Genomic DNA, 21089 nt, shown 5'->3' with positions numbered 1-21089 from the left:
ACAAGTGGAGCAGAAACGAAAGTTGGACTTAGTGATCCGGTGGTTCCGAGTGGAAGGGCCATCGCTCAACGGATAAAAGCTACCCCGGGGATAACAGGCTTATCTCCCCCAAGAGTCCACATCGACGGGGAGGTTTGGCACCTCGATGTCGGCTCGTCTCATCCTGGGGCTGGAGTAGGTCCCAAGGGTTGGGCTGTTCGCCCATTAAAGAGGCACGCGAGCTGGGTTCAGAACGTCGTGAGACAGTTCGGTCCCTATCCGTCGTGGGCGTAGGAAATTTGAGAGGAGCTGTCCTTAGTACGAGAGGACCGGGATGGACAGACCGCTGGTGTATCAGTTGTCATGCCAATGGCACGGCTGAGTAGCTAAGTCTGGAAGGGATAAGTGCTGAAGGCATCTAAGCACGAAGCCCCCCTCAAGATAAGATTTCCCACTTTTAAAGATAAGACTCCAAGAAGACCACTTGGTAGATAGGTCTCAGGTGTAAGAGTAGTAATACTTTAAGCTAAGAGATACTAATAAGTCGAGGACTTGACCTTTATGACCTAACACAATGAAACTTTGTTGAGTTGATGTAGGTCAAACGCAATGAGTACCAAATCTAATAGATTTGAGTTACGAAACTGTGTATATTGCATTTAATAGTTTTCGTCTGGTGACGATAGCAAGATGGACACACCTGTACCCATACCGAACACAGAAGTTAAGCATCTTAACGCCGATGGTACTTGGTTGGAAACGACCTGGGAGAGTAGGAAGTTGCCGGGCTACATATATATATAGAAGGCTCTATTACGTTGGTCGTAGTAGGGCTTTCTTTTTTTTATGACCTAACCCAATTTGTTCACGTTGTTCACAAATTGATGGTAGGTCAAACGCAATGAGCTCCAAATCTACATGAGCGTAGCGAGTGAATAGATTTGTGATGTGAAACTGCGTGGTCACTGTGTCAAACAGCTCAATCTAACGAACGAAGAGAGTTCTAGTAGGTCAAACGCACCTACGCTGTCCGTTTTGTCTACAATTCGCTATGCTCATTGGACAAAAAGGCTAAGACTTATTCTATTATAAACTAATAAAAGTCATATTGTATTACTAATCTATATAATATATAATTGAAAATAGACAGTTTTGGAAAATATGAGGTGATAAAATGAGATATGAAGGTTCACTATATAGGCCACCTAGTGAAGCCTATAGTTTAATTGTTCAGGCAACCATAGGATGTACTCACAATAAATGTACTTTTTGTTCCATGTATAAAGATAAGCAATTTAGAGTAAGAAAATTAGATGAAATAATAGAAGATTTTAAAGTTGCTAGAAGAAAATATAAAAGTGTAAAAAGAATATTTATTGCAGATGGAGATGCTTTGGCAATTAGAAATGAGGAATTAATAGAAATATTTTCTTTTATAAAAGAAAATTTTCCAGAATGTGAACGTATAGGTATTTATGGCTCGCCAAAGTCTATATTATCTAAAAATCAAGAGGATTTAAAAAGATTAAAGTCATTGGGATTAGGAATTATATATCTTGGAGTGGAATCAGGATCAGAAATAATCCTTAGAAATATAAATAAAGGTGTAACTAGAGAAGAAATGATTCAGGCAGGAAAAAAAGTAGTAGAGTCAGGTATAAAACTTTCTATAACCCTTATTTCTGGTATAGGAGGAAAAGAGAATTCTTTAGAACATTCTCTAGAATCAGCTAGAATAATAAACGAAATAAATCCCAGTTATGTAGGACTTCTAACTTTAATTGTTGAAGACGGAACTCCCCTATATGATGATGTACACTTAAATAAGTTCAATCTTTTAAGTCCACGAGAAATTCTTTTGGAAACAAAGAAAATGGTGGAAAATATAGATGTAGATAGTTGTATTTTTAGATCCAATCATGCTTCAAATTATATTTCTTTAAAGGGAACTTTGCCTCAAGACAAAGATTTAATTTTATCTCAAATAGAAGAAGGTCTTGAATTATCTAATTTAGAAGAAAAAGATTTATTTAGAAGGCTTTAGAAGGCCTTCCTTTTTTTGTAAGAAATATTCTGCAAAAAAACATTGTACAAATTATTAAATGGTGATATAATATTTTGGATGACGGATGAGCCGTCGCAGTTTCGCAACACAAATCTATTTACTCGCTTTGCTCGTATAGATTTGGTGCTCATTGCGTTTGACCTACATCAACTCACTAGCGTTCGTTGTGTTAGGTCATAAAAACTTTTAAATCAGTCCTGTGAGGCTGGAAAGGGGAGAAAATAATGATTAATAATGTAATCAAAAAGTCAGTCATGTCAAAATCAGAAGAAATATCTTTATTAGGTAGCTCAAAAAAGGTAATATTAGCTCTTCAACATCTTATCACCATGTTTGGTGCAACTGTTTTAGTTCCCATATTAACTGGATTAGACCCATCTATAGCTTTATTTTCAGCAGGTATAGGTACTCTTATATTCCATGCTTGCACTAAAGGAAAAGTTCCTGCATTCTTAGGCTCATCTTTCGCATTTATCCCAGTAATTATATCAGTAAAAGAACTATATGGTGATTTAGCCTATGCCCAAGGCGGTATAGTAGTAGCAGGATTAATTTATGTAATTATATCCTTTATGATTAAGAAAATTGGAATGGAGAGAATAGAAAAGTATCTTGCACCTCAAGTAGTGGGGCCTATGATTATAGTAATAGGAATGAATATGATACCAACAGCTTTTGGAATGGCTAAGGAAAATCTTTTAATTGCAGCAATAACCTTAGGTACAGCACTACTTATAAACTTCAAAGGAAAAGGATTTATAAAACAATTATCAATCTTAATAGCAGTTATTGTAGGATATGTGATTTCTTATAAATTTGGATTAGTAAACACACAAGCAATAAAGGAAGCTTCAATAATAGCAATACCAAACTTTAGATTACCTAAATTTGATTTAGGAGCTATAGCAATTATTTCACCAGTAGTATTAGCAGTATTTATGGAGCATTTAGGAGATATAACTACTAACGGTCAAGTGGTAGGTAAAAACTTTATAGAAGATCCAGGTTTAAATAGAACCTTATTAGGCGACGGCTTAGCATCTACAGTAGCAGCACTAATAGGAGGACCTGCAAATACCACTTATGGAGAGAATACTGGGGTATTGGCTATAACTAAAAACTATGACCCATCAATCCTTAGACTAGCAGCAATTTTTGCAGTGTGTTTAGGATTTGTGGCAAAAATAGGAGCTTCACTGTCTACTATACCACATGCTGTAATGGGTGGAATATCATTGATGTTATTTAGTATGATTTCTTTAATCGGTGTAAAAACCATAAAAAATCAAGAAGTTAAATTTAACTGGAAAAATATTATCATAATGGGTACAATCTTAGTTTTAGGTTTAGGTGGAGAATATCTGTCAAAGATACTAGGATTTACAGTAGGAATTTCCATAAACGAATCAGTTAAAATATCAGGACTGAGCTTTGCAGCTTTAGTAGGTATAATAGTAAATGCGGTACTAAATAGAAAAACAAATTAATAATATATAAATAATATATAAATAAACAAAGCCTATCAGATATAATCTGGTAGGCTTTTATGTATCTTTTTTATTTGGTATAATATAGTTATCTAAAGGGGTGGAAGAGATGAGAAAAATAGATGAAGTTTATAGGGCAGCTCTAAAACTACAGGAAGTAAATCCATTAGGTGTATCAGCTATGGAAGTGGCTAAAATGATAAAATTGGATAGGTCTAATGTTAGCAGATATTTAAATACTCTATATAAAGATAACAAGCTTATGAAAATAGATGGTAGACCTGTTCTATATAAACCCATATCTTTCCAAAGCTTAAACGAAGATATAAAAGAATATAATTTGAATAGCTTAGATAAGTTAGCAGGTGCAAAGCAAAGTTTAAGTGTGCCTATTGAAAAAGCAAAGGCTGCCATAATATATCCTCCAAAGGGACTTCACTCCTTAATTTTAGGTAGTACAGGTGTAGGGAAGTCTTTATTTGCCGAGCAGATGTATGAATATGCAAAAGAAATAAATATACTAAGTCCAGATTCACCATTTATCAGATTTAATTGTGCTGACTATGCAGATAACCCAAATCTATTGACTTCTCAAATATTTGGAGTAAAAAAGGGAGCATATACTGGTGCAGACAGAGATAAAGAAGGGTTGTTAAAACAAGCTAATAAGGGGATATTATTTTTAGATGAAGTTCATAGACTGTCGCCCCAAGGTCAAGAGATGTTATTTACATATATAGATAAGGGGTTCTATAGACCTTTAGGTGAGACCGAGAATCTAACTTATGTTGATGTAAGAATAATTGCTGCTACAACGGAAAATCCATCATCTTACTTGTTGCAGACATTTTCTAGACGTATTCCTATGGTAATATCATTACCAGATTTATCAGAAAGGACTTTATCAGAAAGATATTCTCTAGTAGAAACTTTTGTAAAAGAAGAATCTCATAGAATAGGAAAAAGTATATATATAAATAAAAACTCTATTATTTCTTTTTTACTCTACAACTGTTCCAATAATATAGGTCAGTTAAAATCCGATATTCAATTGGCTTGTGCTAAAGCTTTTTTAAACTATAAAGCCAATGATCAAAAGTATTTGGTTATAAATCAAAGAGATTTACCTAACCATGTTAGAAAAGGAATGCTACATATTAAGGAATATAGAAAAGAAATAGATGAGTTATTAAACTCAGCAGAAGATATTCTTAAATATAGTAAAGATGATGAGCCTTTTTTACAATTGGTCCATGAAGAAGAAATAATAGGAGAAGATTTTTATAGCATTATAGAGGAAAAAATAGATTCTCTTAAAGTATTGGGCATGGAGGATAATGATATAAATGAAATATTAAATTTAGATATAGAGTCTCATTTTGAAAAATACATAGGAGAAATTAGTAAAAGATTTAGGAAAGATGAGATACAAAATATAGTAGATAATCAAATTTTAGATATTACAGAAGAGATACTAATGCTAGGAAAGACAAACTTAAATAGAGATTTTGATGAAAAGATATATTTTGGTTTAGCACTGCATTTAGAAAGAAGTATAGAGAGAATTAAAAAAGGAGATAAGATATATAATCCAAAACTAAATTTTATTAGAATTAATTATGAGGATGAATTTCTCTTTGCAATGAAAATAGCAAAATTAATAGATAATAGATTTAGTATTGAAATTCCAGTTGATGAAATAGGCTATCTATCTATGTTTTTTACTAAAGAATCATCTCAAGTTCAAAAAGAAAAAATTCCTCAAATAGGAATAATAGTGGCTATGCACGGAAGAAGCACTGCTAGTTCCATGGCTGAAGTGGTAAATGATTTAATCGGAATAGAATATATAGTACCAATAGACATGCCATTATCTATGAAACCAGAAAGTATTTACAATATAGTAAAAGAAAAAGTTAAAGATATAGATAAGGGATACGGAGTTATATTAATGGTGGATATGGGTTCTCTTACAAATTTTGGAGCTATGATTTCAGAAGAAACGGGAATTAATATAGGAACAATAGATATGGTAAGTACACTTTCAGTTTTAGAAGTAGCAAGAAAAGCAATGATGAACTATGAAATAAATGAAATAATTCATTCTATATATAGTGGACCATCTATTCATAATATGAAGGTAGATAAGAAAGGTAAAAAAAATATTATCCTTACTGCCTGCTACACAGGTGATGGTTCTGCAAAGATAATTGGAAATATAATCAATAAACGGATTCAAAACAAAAATATAGAAGTTAAATATATAAATATAGTTGACGAGAGAAACTTGAAAGATAGAATTAGTGAAATAAAAGAGGATTATAATATTTGGGCAATAGTAAGTATGATAGATTGTAATATAGAGAGTATTCCATTTATATCTGCCCTTGAATTATTTAATAAAGATGGAGAAAACATATTGGACAAAATAATTCAATATGGAGAGATATGTGATAAAATAAGTGACTCTATGGAAGAAAACTTAATTAATATTAATGGAAAAAAAGTATTAGACCATACTAGAAATATTATAATAAGGGCAGAAAAGGAATTAAAATTAGAAATACCTTGTGAAGTAAAGATTGGGCTGACTTTACACATTTGTTCTCTAATAGACAATCTTGTATCTAGAGGAAATTCAAAAAAATTTCCTGAATTAGTAGATTTCATGAATAATAATATGGAGGATATAAATATAGTTAGAAAGCTATTTAAAGATATAGAAGAAGAATACAAAGTAAAACTTAGAGATGACGATATTGCTTTTATAGTGAAATCTCTTAAGGGGAATCAAATACTGTGTAATACTGTGCAATAATATTACACAGTATTTTTGCTTTATATAGTTATTTTACACATTAAAATTACACTTATTCCTTTATGAAGGTGTAAAATACTTACTTAAATAAAATGAAAAATTTAAAGTACTTGGCATGAATATTGCTTCATATAATAGTACACTGGTACTAAGATAAGAAAGGGGGGATTAAATTGTATAGTATTTTACTAGTATGTTCTGGAGGTATGTCTACTAGTCTATTAGTAACAAAAATGGAAAAGGCAGCAGAAGAACAGGGAATAGAAGTAAAGGTAAAGGCTATAGCAGAAACTGACTTACAAAATAACTTAGATGGAGTTCAGGCTGTATTACTGGGGCCTCAAGTAAGGTATATGCTTACGAAGATAAAAGCAGCAACGGAACCTAAGGGAATACCTGTAGATGTTATTTCCAGTGTGGATTATGGAATGATGAAGGGAGAAAATGTATTAAAACAGGCCATATCTATGATCGAAAGTAAATAATTAGTTTTCTAAATTAATTAAGTGAGGGGGATAAGTATGAGTGGCTTTATGAAATGGATGGAAGAAAAGTTTGTTCCAGTAGCAGGAAAGATTGGTTCACAAAGACATTTAGCAGCGATTAGAGATGGATTTTTTGGTATTATGCCTATTGTTTTAGCAGGATCTTTTTCAGTTTTACTGAATAATACCCTAGGTGCTTGGGTAGAGCCCATAGGAAAAATATTGACTCCTATAAATGGTAATGTGTGGTGGGGAACTTTTGGAATGCTTGCTTTATTGGCTACGTTTTCCATTGCATATAATCTAGGGAAAAGTTATGGAGAAGATGGATTAGCAGCAGCATTAGTTTCTATGGCATCATTTTTAATTACTTTACCACAAGCTCATGGAGATGCAGGATGGGGATACTTACACTGGGGATATTTAGATGCTAGGGGACTTTTTACGGGAATTATAGTAGCATTAATTGCAACAGAAATATTTGTAAAACTTACTAAAAAAGGATTAACTATAAAAATGCCTGATAATGTACCACCAGCAGTAGGTAAAGCCTTTGCCTCAGTAGTTCCAGGATTTATAACACTATTTGTATTTGGTGCAATAACTTATGTAATCAGTATTTTGGGATGGGGAAGTTTATACGATATAATATTTAATGTAATTCAAAAACCTCTTATGGGACTTGGTCAAGGTATGATTTCAGTAATCTTAATTCCTGTGTTAATAAATCTATGTTGGTTCTTTGGTATCCATGGTGGAAACATATTTGAGCCAATTATGCAGAGTATTTATTTACCAGCTTTAACTGAGAATTATGATGCTATAATGAATGGATTACCAGCGCCACATCTTATTACAAAATCATTTTACGACTCCTTTGTACACTTAGGTGGTGCAGGAGCAACTTTAGCACTTATAGTTGCTGTTCTAATTGTAAACAAAAAGAAAAAAGAATATAGAGAAGTAGCAAAGCTATCTTTAGCACCGGGAATTTTCAATATAAATGAATCAGTTATGTATGGTCTTCCTTTAGTATTAAATCCAATATTGGTTATTCCATTTATATTGATACCGGGAATACTGTCTGTTATATCCTATGTGGCTACAGTAGTTGGAATTGTTCCAGTTACTTATGTTGCAGCACCATGGATTACCCCTGTAGGTATAGGAGCATTTATGGCAACTGGAGCTAAAGGAATTGGAAGTGTAATGGCTGCACTTTTAGCTGTAATCAACTTCATAATAGCAGTCTTAATCTATCTTCCATTTGTTAGGATTGCTGAAAAACAAGCAATTGAAAGAGAAAAGGTAAAAGGTTAAAATATGGAAGGGTTATCCCTTCCATATTTCTACATATAAGATTTATTTTATAATAAAATACTTGCATAAAATAAGGAGTGATAACATGGATTTAGAATTAATAATAATGAATATAATTAATTATAGTGGAGAAGCTAGAAGCCTTTGTATGGAAGCCATTGAATATGCTAAGGATGGAGAGTTTCAAAGAGCAAAAGATTCTATAAAGGAAGCAAATGAAAGACTATCTGAAGTCCATAAAATTCAAACAGAGTTAATACAAGAAGAAGCTAGAGGAGAAGGAAAATCAGTATCTCTATTGTTAGTTCATGCTCAAGATCATTTAATGAACGCTATTACCGTAAGAGATATGGCAAATGAATTTATAAATTTATATGAGGTTCTTATGGAATTAAAAGGGGAGAAAAGATATGACTAAATTAGGGGTTTCTATCTATCCACAAAAATCTAATTTAGAAGATAATAAAAATTATTTAAAATCAGCATCGAAATATGGGTTTAGTAGAGTGTTTCTAAACTTTTTAACTGTGGAAAATAAAGAGGATTTAGATAATTTTAAATCTATCGTTAGCTATGCCAATAAATTAAATATGGAGGTTATAGCAGATGTTGCACCTGTAGTATTTAAGGATTTAGGTATAAATTATAATGATTTAAAAGTATTTCATGATATAGGACTTGCAGGAATTAGATTAGATATGGGGTTTAGTGGTAATGAAGAAAGTATAATGTCATTTAACCCCTATGACTTAAAAATAGAATTAAATATCAGTAGTGGAACTAAATCTTTAGATAATATTATGAGTTATCTACCAAATAAAGATAATATAATTGGTTGTCACAATTTTTATCCCCATAGATATACAGGTTTATCTAGGGAACATTTTATAAGAACAACAGAAGAATTTAAAGAATATGGACTTAGAACTGCTGCTTTTATTTCATCAAATAATGCAAGTTTTGGACCTTGGGATGTAAACGAAGGTTTACCAACTTTAGAAGAACATAGAGATTTACTTATAGAAGTTCAAGCTAAAGATTTACTAAATACAGGTTTAATAGATGATATTATAATATCCAATTGTTTTCCATCAGAAGAAGAGCTTAAAGCTTTAGGCAGGATGAATAAGGATATATTAGAATTAAATATAGAAATAAATAAGGATATTTCCAATATGGAAAAAGATATATTATTAAAAGAAATTCACTTCAATAGAGGTGATGTTTCAGAGTATATGATTAGGTCAACACAATCTAGAGTCAAATATAAGGGACAGGAATTTAAATTAATAGACCCCAAAGATATAACAAAGGGAGATATTATTATAGAGTCCAGCCTATATGCTCATTATGCCGGGGAAATGCAATTAGCTTTAAAGAGTATGAAAAATAGTGGAAAATCTTCAGTTGTAGGAAGAATTGTAGATGAGGAAATATTTTTGCTTGACTATATAAAACCATGGCAAAAATTTAAGTTAAAGTTAAAGTTAAAGGAATAAAATATAGAGGAGGTAATAGTATGATTACAAAGGAGATAGTACTGTTAAATGAGTCTGGATTACATGCTAGACCAGCTTCCATGTTTGTAAAAGAGGCTTCTAAGTATAAATGTGATATAAAGGTTATAAAGGATGGAAAGGAATATAATCCTAAAAGTATAATGAGTATATTAAGTATGGGGGCAGGAAAAGGAGATAGTATCATAATACAGGCTGAAGGAGAAAATGAAGAAAATGTAGTTAATGAATTAGCCAATTTCATTCAGAATAAGATAAAAGATTAGGAGGAACCTTATGGAAGGATTAGGAACTTCAGTTGGTATTGGTATAGGGAAGGTTTTAATATATAAAGAACCTAAGATGGATATAGTTAAAGAGAATATTTTAGACTTGGAATTGGAAATGAGTAGGCTAGAAAATGCCCTTAAAAAGGCTATAAAAGAAATAGAGCATATATATAATACCACATTAACTACAGTAGGAGAAAAAGAAGCGGAAATATTTACGGCCCATAAAATGATTCTTGAAGACCCAGAATATATAGGTAGTATAAAAGAAAAGATAAGAACTGAAAATATAAATAGTGAATGGGCAATTAAAGAAGTGACTAATTTTTATATAGAGATTTTTAATAATATAGAAGATGAATATATAAAAGAAAGAGTTCAAGATATAAAGGATGTGTCCAATAGAATTCTTAAAATTTTATTGAATATAGAAGCTAAAGATTTAACATCAATCACTGAAAAAACCATAATTGTAGCCCATGATTTAACTCCTTCTGATACAGCTCAAATAAATAAGGAAATGGTAGTTGGTATAGTAACAGAAATAGGAGGTAGAACATCTCATACATCTATTATGGCTAGAACTATGAATATTCCAGCCATAAGTGGAGTGGAAAACATTATTAATATGGTGGAAGATAATGATGTAATGATTGTAGATGGTAGTACAGGGGATATATTAGTAAATCCCATTGATGAAGATATAATTATTTATGAAAGTAAGCAGAAGGAATTTATAGAATTAAGAAAAAGATTAGAAGAAATGAAGGGAAAAGAAAGCATATCTAAAGATGGCTATAAAGTTGAAATTGCAGGAAACATAGGCACATTAGAGGATATAGACAAAGTAATTGAAAATGATGGAGAAGGTGTTGGGCTATATAGAACTGAATTCCTTTATATGTATAGAGATAGACTTCCCACTGAGGAGGAACAATTTGAAGCGTATAAGGTAGTTGCTGAAAAACTAGGACAAAAACCTTTAGTTATAAGAACTTTAGATGTAGGTGGGGATAAGGAAATTCCTTATTTAAATATTCCAAAGGAAATGAACCCATTTTTAGGATATAGAGCCATTAGATATTGCTTAGAGAATGCAGAAATATTTAGGACTCAATTAAGAGCCATATTGCGAGCCAGTGCCTATGGAAATATAAAAATAATGTTTCCGATGATTTCTGATATAAAGGAAGTAAGGGAAGGAAAGAAAATAATTAAAGGAGTTATGGAGGAGTTAAGAAAGGAAAATATATTATTTAATGAAAATATAGAAATAGGAATAATGGTTGAAATACCTGCTGTAGCAGTACATTCTAGAGTATTTGCAAAGGAAGTAGACTTTTTTAGTATAGGTACAAATGACTTGATACAATATTCCTTAGCAGTAGATAGGGGTAACCAACATATATCTCACTTATACAATCAATTTCATCCGGCAGTATTATCTTTAATCAAAATGACCATAGATAATGGACATAAGGAAGGTATTTGGGTAGGAATGTGTGGAGAAGTAGCAGGAGATGAGAAGTTAATTCCATTGCTTTTAGCCATGGGATTAGATGAATTTAGTATGAACTCTTCATCAATTTTAAAAGCAAGACATTTAATTAGAAATATTTCAAAGGAAGAAATGGAAAGTATACTAGATGAAATATTATCTTTACCTACAGCAGAAGATGTAGAAAAATTTATTGATGAAAATATAATGATTAATATACTTCCTATATAGAGAAACTAAGAGAAATCTTAGTTTCTTTTTGTATAAAATAGACAAAACTATGTAAAAGAGATAAAATATAGTTAAGTAAATTTTATAAAGGAGTTTATTATGAGTAATAGAATAATAGTTATAGGTGGTGGAGCTGCAGGAATGATGGCAGCACTAGCTGCAAAAGAACATGGCAGTGAAGTTTTAATTCTAGAGAGAAATGATAGAGTAGGAAAAAAACTTTTAGCTACAGGAAATGGAAGATGTAATTATACAAATATAAATTTAAATATAAATAACTATCATGGAAATAATCCTAAGTTTTCTTATGTTGGGTTATCTGAATTTAATGTGGATAAAACAATAGAATTTTTTGAGAAATTGGGCATAACTCCAGCCATAGAGGAAAATGGAAAAGTATTTCCACTATCTTTTCAGGCATCATCTGTATTAGATGTATTGAGATATGAAATAGAGGATAGGGGAATTGAGTTAATAACAGAAGCACAAGTATCAGAGATAAAAAGGAAAAATGGATTTAGTGTAATATTAAAGGATAAGACCACATTTATAGGTGATAAGGTAATTATAGCCACAGGAGGTATGGCATTACCTTCCAGTGGTTCAGATGGCAGTGGCTATACAATATGTAAAAAGCTAGGACATACAATTACTGATATATTTCCTGGATTGGTTCAATTAAAGCTTGAAAGCAATTTTCTTAGGTCTTTAGATGGAGTAAAGTTTTTTGGAATAGCAGGTATTTATATAGATAATAAATTGGTTCTAGAAGACAAGGGAGATATTTTATTTACGTCATATGGTATATCAGGACCACCGGTTCTTCAATTAAGCAGAATAGCCTTAGACTATTTAAATAAGGGGAAAAATGTAGAGTTAAAGGTCTCGATAATTCATACTAAAACTGAAGAAGAGTTATTTGAATATCTATTAAATAGATTCAGCTTCATGCCTAAAAAAGCCATAGAAGCTGGACTAATAGGATTGATAAATAAAAGATTGATTATTCCAATTCTTAAAGAAATCAATATAGATAAAGAAAAAGTAATATCATCACTATCTAAAGAAGAAATAAGAAAATTAACTAATATACTTATATCTTGGAAATTTAAAGTTGTAGGCAGTCAGTCATGGGGTAATGCTCAAATAACAGCAGGTGGTGTAAATACTGATGAAGTAGATAATAAAACTATGGAATCCAAAATAGTTAAAGGAATATATATAGTAGGAGAACTACTTGATATAGATGGAGATTGTGGTGGATTTAACCTTCAATGGGCTTGGTCATCAGGATATATAGCTGGATCAAATGCAGCTAGAAACTAAAGATAATGGGGGACAATATGATAGGTTTAAATAATAAATTAAATAAGCTTCAAGAAGATAATAGAAATATAAAGGTCTCAATCATTGGTGCAGGACTAATGGGGAAAGGTTTAGTAAGTCAAATGATGCTAGTAAAGGGTATGATTCCTTCTTTAGTAGTCAGCAACAAAGTATCCGATGCCATTGAAGCCTATACCTTGGCAGGAGTATCTAAAGATGATATTGTAGTAGCAAAAACTCTAAATGAAATAAATATAGCCATGGAAAAGAATAAATATGTGGCAACAGACATAACAGAATATGGAACTAAGGGAAATTTAGTAGATGTAGTAGTAGATGCTACAGGAGTACCTAATACTGGTGCAAAAATAGCCATGGATGCAATAAGTAATAAAAAACATATTGTAATGTTAAATGTGGAAGCAGATATAGTAGTAGGACCAATACTTAATAAATTGGCTAAAGAATCAGGAGTGGTATATACAGGTACAGCAGGAGATGAACCAGGATCAGTTAAGGAGATTTTTGATTTTGCAGAAGCCACTGGATTTGAAGTATTAGCCATAGGAAAAGGCAAAAATAATCCTATAGATTATAATGCTACTCCTGATAGTGTAAGGGAAAACGCCTTAAAATCTAAGCTTAATCCAAAAAAGTTAGCATCATTTGTAGATGGAACAAATACAATGGTGGAGATGGCAGCCATGGCAAATTCTACAGGATTTATTCCCGATATAAGAGGGGGATATGGACCAACAACAACTGTAGATGATTTGCCTACAGTATATAGTTTAAAGGAAAATGGAGGACTATTAGATAAGTATAAAATAGTGGATTATGCTCATGGTATAGCTCCCGGAGTATTTGTGGTTGTAACCACGTCTTTACCTCAAGTACATCATGAAATGCAGTTTCTAAAAATGGGAACAGGACCAAATTATGTACTTTATAGACCATACCATTTAACAAGCTTAGAAACACCAATTTCCATTGCAAGGGCATATCTATATAATGAACCTACTATAGCACCGAAATATAACAAGCTAGTAGCAGAAGTAATTACAATGGCTAAGAAAGATCTAAAGGCTGGAGAAAGACTGGATGGTATGGGAGAATATACAATTCTAGGAAGTATAGATACTTATGAAGTAGCAAAAAAAGAGAATTTAGTTCCCATAGGACTTATAGATAACAATACTATAGTTAAGAAAGATATTAAAAAAGGTGAGTTTATTACCTATGATATGGTAGAATTAGACACTACAACGGAGATATATAAGTTAAGACAAATGCAGGAAGAAAACAGCTAAAAAGGAGCATTTTCATATGCTCCTTTTAAATATTCTAATATAATAATTTAGGTTTTTCACCGTCTTTGAACCTTTTGCATTTATCTATTGCAGCACAATTAAAACAAGGTCGTGATAATTTGTCAGCAGTATAAATTATCCTACTTATATTATCAGTATTTTCTTTAGAACGATGATTTCTAATGGCAGTTAATATCATGTGCTTTTGTTTTTCAGTAAATTCATATTTATTTAAAATGTTTTCTGCTAAATCTGCACTGGCAATTTCATGGTTTATGTTCATTTCATATTCTTGCCATCTTCCAATATCATGAAGAAGAGATGCGGCATATACTACTTCCTTATCTAAGTTTAAATTTTCTTCTAAATTTAGTATCCAAGCAATTCTTGAAACATCTAAGAAATGAGTTATATCATGATGACAAAAAATCCTGCATTCTTCATTATTTTTATTTTTTTCTAAATATGAAATATATTCTTCATCTGAGAGAATAGAATTAATCTTTTCCATATCATTGACTACCTTATATACTTTTTCGTCATTTATGTCAAAAAGGATATCCTTAATAGGTTTTCCATTAATAATCATATCTGGAGCAATTTCACTAAGAGGAACTATAACAAAAGCCCTTTCAAACATTCTAGGATGCGGAATAGTCAATTCTTTAGATATTATTTCAATATTAGAATATAAAAGAATATCTATATCAATAATACGAGGTCCATTTATTATGGTTTTAACTCGTTTCATTTTCATCTCTATACTTTGCGTAAAATCTAATAGTTCTTGTGGTGAAAGATGTGTTTCTCCTTCAATTACCATATTTAAAAACCAGTCTTGTTCTTTATATCCTACAGGTTCTGTTTTATAATAGGATGATTTATTGGTCATATGGATTTTTTCTTGAAGAAAAACTAAAGCATTATTCATATTTTGCATTGTATCTCCAATATTACTTCCTAAACCCAGAAACACTTTACTCTTCATAATCAGACCTCTTTCTATCTACTGATACAGCAAAGTAATCAAAAATACCTGAAACAGGTGCTTCTGGTTTACAGACTTCCAGTTGAATTCTATGGATTTTATTAAAATTGTTAAAAATGGTGATACAAATTTTTTCTGACAAAGCTTCTAATAATTTAAAGTTTTCTTTTTCAACTATGAATTTTATAATTTCATAGATTTCTCCATAATTAACAGAAGAATTTAAATCATCGTTTATACCTGCTTCCTTGAGATCCAAATATAATATAGCAGTAATAAAGAATTTTTGACCCAATTTTTTTTCCTCAGGAAATACGCCATGGTATCCATAGAAAGCCATGTTTTTCATGATAATTTTATCCATTGTAATTACTCCTAACTATGGCATCAGCTACTTTAGCAGCTCTAAGATTTTCTTTGACATCATGTACTCTGACAATATCTATACCTTGATTTATTCCCAAGACTGTTGTTGCTATAGTTCCTTCTACTCTTTCATTGGGAGGTAAATCTAATATTTTACCTATAGTAGACTTTTTAGACGTACCTAATAATATAGGATACTTTAATTTCTTAAATTCTTGGAGCCTGCTTAATACTTCAATATTTTGTTCAACAGTTTTTCCAAATCCAATTCCAGGGTCTAAAATAATATTGTCACTATTAATTCCTGCATCAATGGCTATTTTGATGGACTTTTTAAAGAAATCTATCATTTCTAAAATTATATCCATCTTATAGTCTGTTCCATTTTGATTGTGCATAATAATAATAGGAACATTATATTTAGCAGCCACCTTAGCCATTTCAGGATCCCCTTGTAATCCCCAAATATCATTTAATATATTTACTCCATTTTTTATACCTTCTTCTGCTACTTCTCCATTTCTTGTATCTAAAGAGATAATAGCATCAGTTTTGTTTCTAAGATTTCTGATTATAGGGATTACCCTTGATAGTTCTTCATCTATGGAAATTTGAGTATGACCAGGTCTTGAAGATTCTCCACCAATATCAATAATATCAGCACCTTCTGCTAACATATTTAGGGCATGGGAAATGGCAGCATCAGTATATACATATTCTCCCCCATCTGAAAATGAATCAGGAGTAATATTTAATATTCCCATAATATATGTTCTGCTTCCAAAATGAAAAAGGTTATTTAGCATTTTAGTCCTCCTATTATTAACAATTATTTATCATAGATAAAACTTCTGCCCGTGATTTTGCATCTGTTTCAAATACACCTCTAACAGCAGATGTTATGGTCTTAGAACCTGCTTTTTTAACGCCTCTCATTGTCATACACATATGTTCCGCTTCTATTATAACGATTACACCAAAAGGCTCTAAAGTGTCCATTATTGTATTAGCAACAGTAGAAGTGATTCTCTCCTGTAGCTGAGGTCTTTTAGATACTGTTTCTACTACTCTGGCTAATTTACTTAGACCAGTTAATTTTCCATCCTTTGGTAAATATCCTACATGGGCCTTTCCAAAGAAAGGAACTAAATGATGTTCACATATTGAATAAAAAGGAATATCTTTTACTAAAACTAATTCTTCATGTTTTTCTTCTTGGAAGTAAATTTTTAGATGCTCTGTAGGGTCTTGATTTAATCCAGAAAAAATTTCTTCATACATTCTTGCAATTCTACTAGGTGTATCAATTAAACCCTCTCTATCTGGATTTTCTCCTATGGCAAATAGAATTTCTCGTATGGCTTTCTCTATTCTTTCTTTATCCATTTTGTATCCCTCCATAAAATGACTTTTGGTAAATGCTGTTATTACTTGAAATATACGTTATATTTTATATGAAATAAAACTTAATATCAAGTTAAAGAGGTGCTTATATTAATAGGTAAGATAGAAATATTTAGTCTATATATAGATAAAGAAAAATCTAAAAGATATAGGAGGAATTCAAACCAGAATATGCAGATAGTTGTATAATATATGATAAAACTTATTTTGTGAGAAATATGAATATAATTATGGACGGTCAAGATATAAATACATTGAGAAAAGAGGATAAAATGAAATTTTATCCTTGACAAATAATTGTAAATAAAGTATATTATTATACAAGTAAAAATGTATGCTTTGATAAGGACAGTAACAAAGTAAATTTATTAAAGAGAGATAATCATTTGGTGGAAGATTATTATAAATTATTTTGCGAAAATCACCTTTGAGCATAATACCTGAAAAAAGTAAGGTATTACGTGAAGACGTTATACTTATTAAGTGACAAGAAATATTTATATTTCTTGTAATTTGGGTGGTACCACGGAAATTTCGTCCCTAAGTCTTTTTTAGACTTAGGGAATTTTTTATGACCTAACCCGATTTGTGTTTTTTGCAAATCGATGGTAGGTCAAACGCAATGAAAACCCAATCTATACGAGCGTAGCGAGTAAATAGATTGGTGTTTGAAACTGCGTAACACAACCGAGGTTCAAAATCAATTTAAATAACAAGATGGTAGGTCAAACGCAACGAGTAAATAGCTTTGAGTTACGAAACTGAGATTGAAATTTTATATTGAGAGGATGAGAAAAGTGAAAAGATTTAATGAGTTATCAAATGAATCCGTAAAAGTGCGTGAGCATAATATAAGCCAGTACTGGGAAGAAATAGATTTGCTTCATAGATCTGTAACTACAAGAGATGAAAATAAACCTTATGTATTCTTTGAAGGGCCTCCTACAGCCAATGGAAAACCAGGAATACACCATGTAATGTCTAGAACTTTAAAGGACCTAACTTGTAGATATAAGACTATGCAGGGATACCAAGTAAAAAGAAAAGCAGGATGGGATACCCATGGACTTCCAGTAGAAATTGAAGTAGAGAAAAAGTTGAATTTAAAGAATAAACATGATATTGAGTCCTATGGATTAGAAGCATTTAATAAACAATGTAAAGAGTCTGTTTTCCAATACGAAAAACTTTGGAGAGATATGACAGAAAGAATGGCGTATCTAATAGACTTAGATAATCCTTATATAACTTTAGACAATAATTATATTGAATCAGTATGGTGGATTTTAGATAAATTCTATAAAGAAGGCCTAGTATATGAAGGACACAAAATACTTCCATATTGTTCAAGATGCGGTACAGGGCTTGCGTCCCATGAAGTCGCACAAGGCTATGAAGAAATAAAAACTGAAACTGTAATAGCAAAGTTTAAGCTAAAGGATAAAGATGAATACTTCCTAGCTTGGACAACAACACCTTGGACATTGCCTTCCAATGTTGCTTTAACAGTAAATCCAGAAGTAGACTATCTAAAGGTAAAACAAAATGATGAAGTTTATTATGTAGGTAAGGATTTAGCAAATAAGGTATTAGGTGAAGACTATGAAGTATTGGAAGAAATGAAGGGTAAAGACTTAGAATTAATAGAATATGAACAATTGATTCCATTTATAAAAGTAGATGGAAAAGCATTCTTTGTAACTTGTGCTGACTATGTAACCACAGAAGACGGAACAGGAATAGTTCACTCTGCTCCAGCCTTTGGTGAAGATGACTACAATATTGGAATGAAATATGGACTATCAGTTATTCAACCAGTATCTGAAGATGGTAAATTCACTGAAACACCATGGGAAGGTAAATTTGTAATGGACGCTGACCCAGATATAATCCTTTGGTTAAGAGAAAATTGGAAGTTATACAAAAAGGAAAAAGTAGCCCATAATTATCCACATTGTTGGAGATGTAAGACTCCCCTTCTATACTATGCAAAACCTTCTTGGTATATAGAAACAACTAAATTAAAAGATAAATTAATAGAAAATAATAATGGGGTAAACTGGTATCCGGATTTTGTTGGAGAGAGAAGATTTGGAAACTGGCTAGACAATTTAAATGACTGGGCAATTTCAAGAAGCAGATATTGGGGTACGCCTCTACCAATTTGGAGATGTAATGACTGTAGTCACACTACTTCCATAGGTTCAAGAGCTGAACTTGCAGAAAAAGCCATTGAAGATATAGACGAAACTATAGAGCTTCATAGACCATATGTAGATGATGTTCATTTAAAATGTGAAAAATGTAATAGTACAATGACTAGAGAAAAAGATGTAATAGACGTTTGGTTTGATAGTGGTGCTATGCCATTTGCACAACATCATTATCCATTTGAGCATAAAGATGATTTTGATTCACTATTTCCAGCAGACTTTATCTGTGAAGGAATCGACCAAACTAGAGGATGGTTCTATTCACTACTTGCTATATCAACATTTGTAACAGGTAAAGCGCCATATAAAAATGTATTGGTTAATGATTTGGTATTAGATAAAGAAGGAAAGAAAATGTCTAAATCAAAGGGAAATACTGTAGATCCATTTGATTTATTCGATAGATATGGTGCCGATGTTCTAAGATGGTATGTAATCTATGTATCTCCGCCATGGACACCAACGAAATTTGATGAAGATGGACTTAGAGAAGTGGAAAGTAAATTCTTTAGATCCATAAGAAATGTATATAATTTCTTCTCATTATATGCAAATACAGATGGTGTAAATCCAAGAGAATTCTTCATTGAATATAAAGATAGACCAGAAATCGACAGATGGATATTGTCAAAATATAATAGTTTATTAAAAGAAGTAAAGGCAAATATGGACATCTTTGAATTAACAAAAGTAGTAAGAGATATTCAAGAATTTGTAATAGAGGATCTATCCAATTGGTATATTAGAAGAAATAGAAGAAGATTCTGGTCAACTGAATTAGATGACGATAAAAAAGCTGTATATAATACAACTTACGAAATACTTGTAGGAATATGTAAAATGGTAGCTCCATTTGTACCATTTATTTCCGAGGAAATATATCAAAATCTGACAGAAGATGAATCAGTACATTTAGCATATTATCCAGAAGTAAATGAAGAGTTAATAAATAGAGAAGTAGAAGAAAAGATGGATTTAGTAAGAGATTTAGTAGGGCTTGGCCGTGCATCTCGTGAATCAGTAAGAATAAAAGTACGTCAACCACTTAAAGAAGTAGTTATAGATGGAAAATATGAAGAACAAATCAAAGATTTAGTTCCGTTAATTATGGAGGAGTTAAATGTTAAAGAAGTAGTATTTGAAAGGGATTTATCTCAATTTATGAATTACTCTCTAAAACCAAACTTTAAGGTAGCTGGTTCAATACTTGGAAAGAAAATTAAATCCTTTGGAAAAGCTTTAGGAGAACTTAATGCCCATGAAACAGTAGAAAAGCTAGAATCAGGTGAGAAACTAGTATTGAACTTAGATGGGGAAGATGTAGAAATTGAAAAGGATTATGTATTAGTTACTATATCATCTAAAGAAGGCTTTGATGTTGCTATGGAAAACAATCTATTTGTAATTCTAGACACAACTCTTACTCCTGATTTAGTAAATGAAGGATATGCTAGGGAATTTGTATCCAAAATTCAACAAATGAGAAAGAATAATGGATATGAAGTTCTAGATAATATCAATATATTTTACGATGGCAGTGATGAAATTAAGGCAGCAATAGATGAATATAAGGAATTCATTAAATCTGAAACTTTAGCTAAATCTATAGAAAGAGTATCAGAAGAAGATTTAGAAAAACAGGATTTAAATGGACAAATGACAGGAATAAGATTAGAAAAAACGGAATAGAAATAAAAGCAAGGTAGATAGCGAGAGTTATCTACCTTGTTTGGTATATAGATAAAAACAAACCATAGAAAAAGAAGGAATTTGGAAGGATTTGTAGAATTAGTATATAAGACAAAAAAGGATT

16 protein-coding genes, 2 rRNA genes and 1 other annotated feature are annotated in these 21089 nt (G+C 31.5%); of the genes, 14 read left to right on the top strand and 4 right to left on the bottom strand.

Annotated features, from left to right (window positions below; all coding sequences use genetic code 11):
* From FYJ83_RS05540 to FYJ83_RS05480, 13 genes are all read left to right on the top strand, one after another.
* Positions 1 to 539 (top strand): 23S ribosomal RNA (locus FYJ83_RS05540); the annotation flags it as partial.
* A gap of 112 nt (positions 540 to 651) precedes the next feature.
* A 5S ribosomal RNA gene (gene rrf, locus FYJ83_RS05535) occupies positions 652 to 768 on the top strand.
* 385 nt (positions 769 to 1153) lie between these two features.
* On the top strand, positions 1154 to 2023 hold the full coding sequence (locus FYJ83_RS05530; RefSeq protein ID WP_154439337.1) for a radical SAM protein: 870 nt from the start codon (positions 1154 to 1156) through the stop codon (positions 2021 to 2023).
* A gap of 245 nt (positions 2024 to 2268) precedes the next feature.
* Positions 2269 to 3531 carry a uracil-xanthine permease family protein gene (locus FYJ83_RS05525; RefSeq protein WP_154439336.1) on the top strand — a complete coding sequence of 421 codons (1263 nt, stop codon included), beginning with the start codon at positions 2269 to 2271 and terminating at the stop codon, positions 3529 to 3531.
* Between the two features lie 109 nt (positions 3532 to 3640).
* Positions 3641 to 6349, top strand: coding sequence for a sigma 54-interacting transcriptional regulator (locus FYJ83_RS05520; protein ID WP_154439335.1), 2709 nt, complete (start codon positions 3641 to 3643; stop codon positions 6347 to 6349).
* Positions 6350 to 6522: 173 nt separating this feature from the next.
* Positions 6523 to 6834 carry a PTS sugar transporter subunit IIB gene (locus FYJ83_RS05515; RefSeq protein WP_195837924.1) on the top strand — a complete coding sequence of 104 codons (312 nt, stop codon included), beginning with the start codon at positions 6523 to 6525 and terminating at the stop codon, positions 6832 to 6834.
* 36 nt (positions 6835 to 6870) lie between these two features.
* The gene (locus FYJ83_RS05510) at positions 6871 to 8154 is read left to right on the top strand and encodes a PTS sugar transporter subunit IIC (RefSeq protein ID WP_154439334.1); all 1284 of its coding nucleotides are present in this window, start codon (positions 6871 to 6873) and stop codon (positions 8152 to 8154) included.
* 85 nt (positions 8155 to 8239) lie between these two features.
* On the top strand, positions 8240 to 8572 hold the full coding sequence (locus FYJ83_RS05505; RefSeq protein WP_154439333.1) for a PTS lactose/cellobiose transporter subunit IIA: 333 nt from the start codon (positions 8240 to 8242) through the stop codon (positions 8570 to 8572).
* Positions 8565 to 9653, top strand: a complete 1089-nt coding sequence (locus FYJ83_RS05500) for a DUF871 domain-containing protein (protein WP_154439332.1) — start codon at positions 8565 to 8567, stop codon at positions 9651 to 9653. Before FYJ83_RS05505 ends, FYJ83_RS05500 begins: the two co-directional genes overlap by 8 nt.
* Before the next feature lie 20 nt (positions 9654 to 9673).
* Positions 9674 to 9937 (top strand): HPr family phosphocarrier protein, encoded by a 264-nt coding sequence (locus FYJ83_RS05495; RefSeq protein WP_154439331.1) that lies wholly within the window; start codon positions 9674 to 9676, stop codon positions 9935 to 9937.
* Between the two features lie 10 nt (positions 9938 to 9947).
* Positions 9948 to 11669 (top strand): phosphoenolpyruvate--protein phosphotransferase, encoded by a 1722-nt coding sequence (ptsP, locus tag FYJ83_RS05490; RefSeq protein ID WP_154439330.1) that lies wholly within the window; start codon positions 9948 to 9950, stop codon positions 11667 to 11669.
* A 99-nt stretch (positions 11670 to 11768) separates the two neighbouring features.
* Positions 11769 to 12995 (top strand): BaiN/RdsA family NAD(P)/FAD-dependent oxidoreductase, encoded by a 1227-nt coding sequence (locus FYJ83_RS05485; protein WP_154439329.1) that lies wholly within the window; start codon positions 11769 to 11771, stop codon positions 12993 to 12995.
* A gap of 17 nt (positions 12996 to 13012) precedes the next feature.
* A complete protein-coding gene (locus FYJ83_RS05480; RefSeq protein ID WP_154439328.1) occupies positions 13013 to 14305 on the top strand; it encodes an NAD(P)H-dependent oxidoreductase in 1293 nt (430 codons plus the stop codon).
* Positions 14306 to 14339: 34 nt separating this feature from the next.
* Here FYJ83_RS05480 and folK read toward each other — a convergent pair whose 3' ends face one another.
* From folK to folE, 4 genes are read right to left on the bottom strand one after another with little or no spacing between them, the layout of a single operon-like run.
* Positions 14340 to 15293, bottom strand: coding sequence for a 2-amino-4-hydroxy-6-hydroxymethyldihydropteridine diphosphokinase (folK, locus tag FYJ83_RS19900; protein ID WP_216584897.1), 954 nt, complete (start codon positions 15291 to 15293; stop codon positions 14340 to 14342).
* Positions 15283 to 15657, bottom strand: a complete 375-nt coding sequence (folB, locus tag FYJ83_RS05465; protein ID WP_154439327.1) for a dihydroneopterin aldolase — start codon at positions 15655 to 15657, stop codon at positions 15283 to 15285. The genes folK and folB overlap by 11 nt, the downstream gene beginning before the upstream one ends.
* A complete protein-coding gene (gene folP, locus FYJ83_RS05460) occupies positions 15650 to 16465 on the bottom strand; it encodes a dihydropteroate synthase (protein ID WP_154439326.1) in 816 nt (271 codons plus the stop codon). The genes folB and folP overlap by 8 nt, the downstream gene beginning before the upstream one ends.
* Positions 16466 to 16481: 16 nt before the next feature.
* On the bottom strand, positions 16482 to 17045 hold the full coding sequence (folE, locus tag FYJ83_RS05455) for a GTP cyclohydrolase I FolE (protein WP_154439325.1): 564 nt from the start codon (positions 17043 to 17045) through the stop codon (positions 16482 to 16484).
* A 348-nt stretch (positions 17046 to 17393) separates the two neighbouring features.
* Positions 17394 to 17608 (top strand) — a binding site (T-box leader).
* 252 nt (positions 17609 to 17860) lie between these two features.
* On the opposite strand from folE, the gene ileS reads away from it, so the two are divergent.
* The gene (gene ileS, locus FYJ83_RS05450) at positions 17861 to 20965 is read left to right on the top strand and encodes an isoleucine--tRNA ligase (protein WP_326828304.1); all 3105 of its coding nucleotides are present in this window, start codon (positions 17861 to 17863) and stop codon (positions 20963 to 20965) included.
* The last annotated feature ends 124 nt before the right edge of the window (positions 20966 to 21089 follow it).

This window comes from Tissierella pigra (assembly GCF_009695605.1).
Lineage (GTDB): Bacteria > Bacillota > Clostridia > Tissierellales > Tissierellaceae > Tissierella > Tissierella pigra.
Note: the sequence above shows the minus strand (reverse complement) of the source record. Positions and strands in the feature narration are given on the sequence as shown.

Excerpts from the sequence above, each read along its gene's own strand:
- FYJ83_RS05530 (WP_154439337.1), top strand. The coding sequence starts at position 1,154 with ATGAGATATGAAGGTTCACTATATAGGCCACCTAGTGAAGCCTATAGT.
- FYJ83_RS05525 (WP_154439336.1), top strand. The coding sequence starts at position 2,269 with ATGATTAATAATGTAATCAAAAAGTCAGTCATGTCAAAATCAGAAGAA.
- FYJ83_RS05520 (WP_154439335.1), top strand. The coding sequence starts at position 3,641 with ATGAGAAAAATAGATGAAGTTTATAGGGCAGCTCTAAAACTACAGGAA.
- FYJ83_RS05510 (WP_154439334.1), top strand. The coding sequence starts at position 6,871 with ATGAGTGGCTTTATGAAATGGATGGAAGAAAAGTTTGTTCCAGTAGCA.
- FYJ83_RS05505 (WP_154439333.1), top strand. The coding sequence starts at position 8,240 with ATGGATTTAGAATTAATAATAATGAATATAATTAATTATAGTGGAGAA.
- FYJ83_RS05500 (WP_154439332.1), top strand. The coding sequence starts at position 8,565 with ATGACTAAATTAGGGGTTTCTATCTATCCACAAAAATCTAATTTAGAA.
- FYJ83_RS05495 (WP_154439331.1), top strand. The coding sequence starts at position 9,674 with ATGATTACAAAGGAGATAGTACTGTTAAATGAGTCTGGATTACATGCT.
- ptsP (WP_154439330.1), top strand. The coding sequence starts at position 9,948 with ATGGAAGGATTAGGAACTTCAGTTGGTATTGGTATAGGGAAGGTTTTA.
- FYJ83_RS05485 (WP_154439329.1), top strand. The coding sequence starts at position 11,769 with ATGAGTAATAGAATAATAGTTATAGGTGGTGGAGCTGCAGGAATGATG.
- FYJ83_RS05480 (WP_154439328.1), top strand. The coding sequence starts at position 13,013 with ATGATAGGTTTAAATAATAAATTAAATAAGCTTCAAGAAGATAATAGA.
- folK (WP_216584897.1), bottom strand. The coding sequence starts at position 15,293 with ATGAAGAGTAAAGTGTTTCTGGGTTTAGGAAGTAATATTGGAGATACA.
- folB (WP_154439327.1), bottom strand. The coding sequence starts at position 15,657 with ATGGATAAAATTATCATGAAAAACATGGCTTTCTATGGATACCATGGC.
- folP (WP_154439326.1), bottom strand. The coding sequence starts at position 16,465 with ATGCTAAATAACCTTTTTCATTTTGGAAGCAGAACATATATTATGGGA.
- folE (WP_154439325.1), bottom strand. The coding sequence starts at position 17,045 with ATGGATAAAGAAAGAATAGAGAAAGCCATACGAGAAATTCTATTTGCC.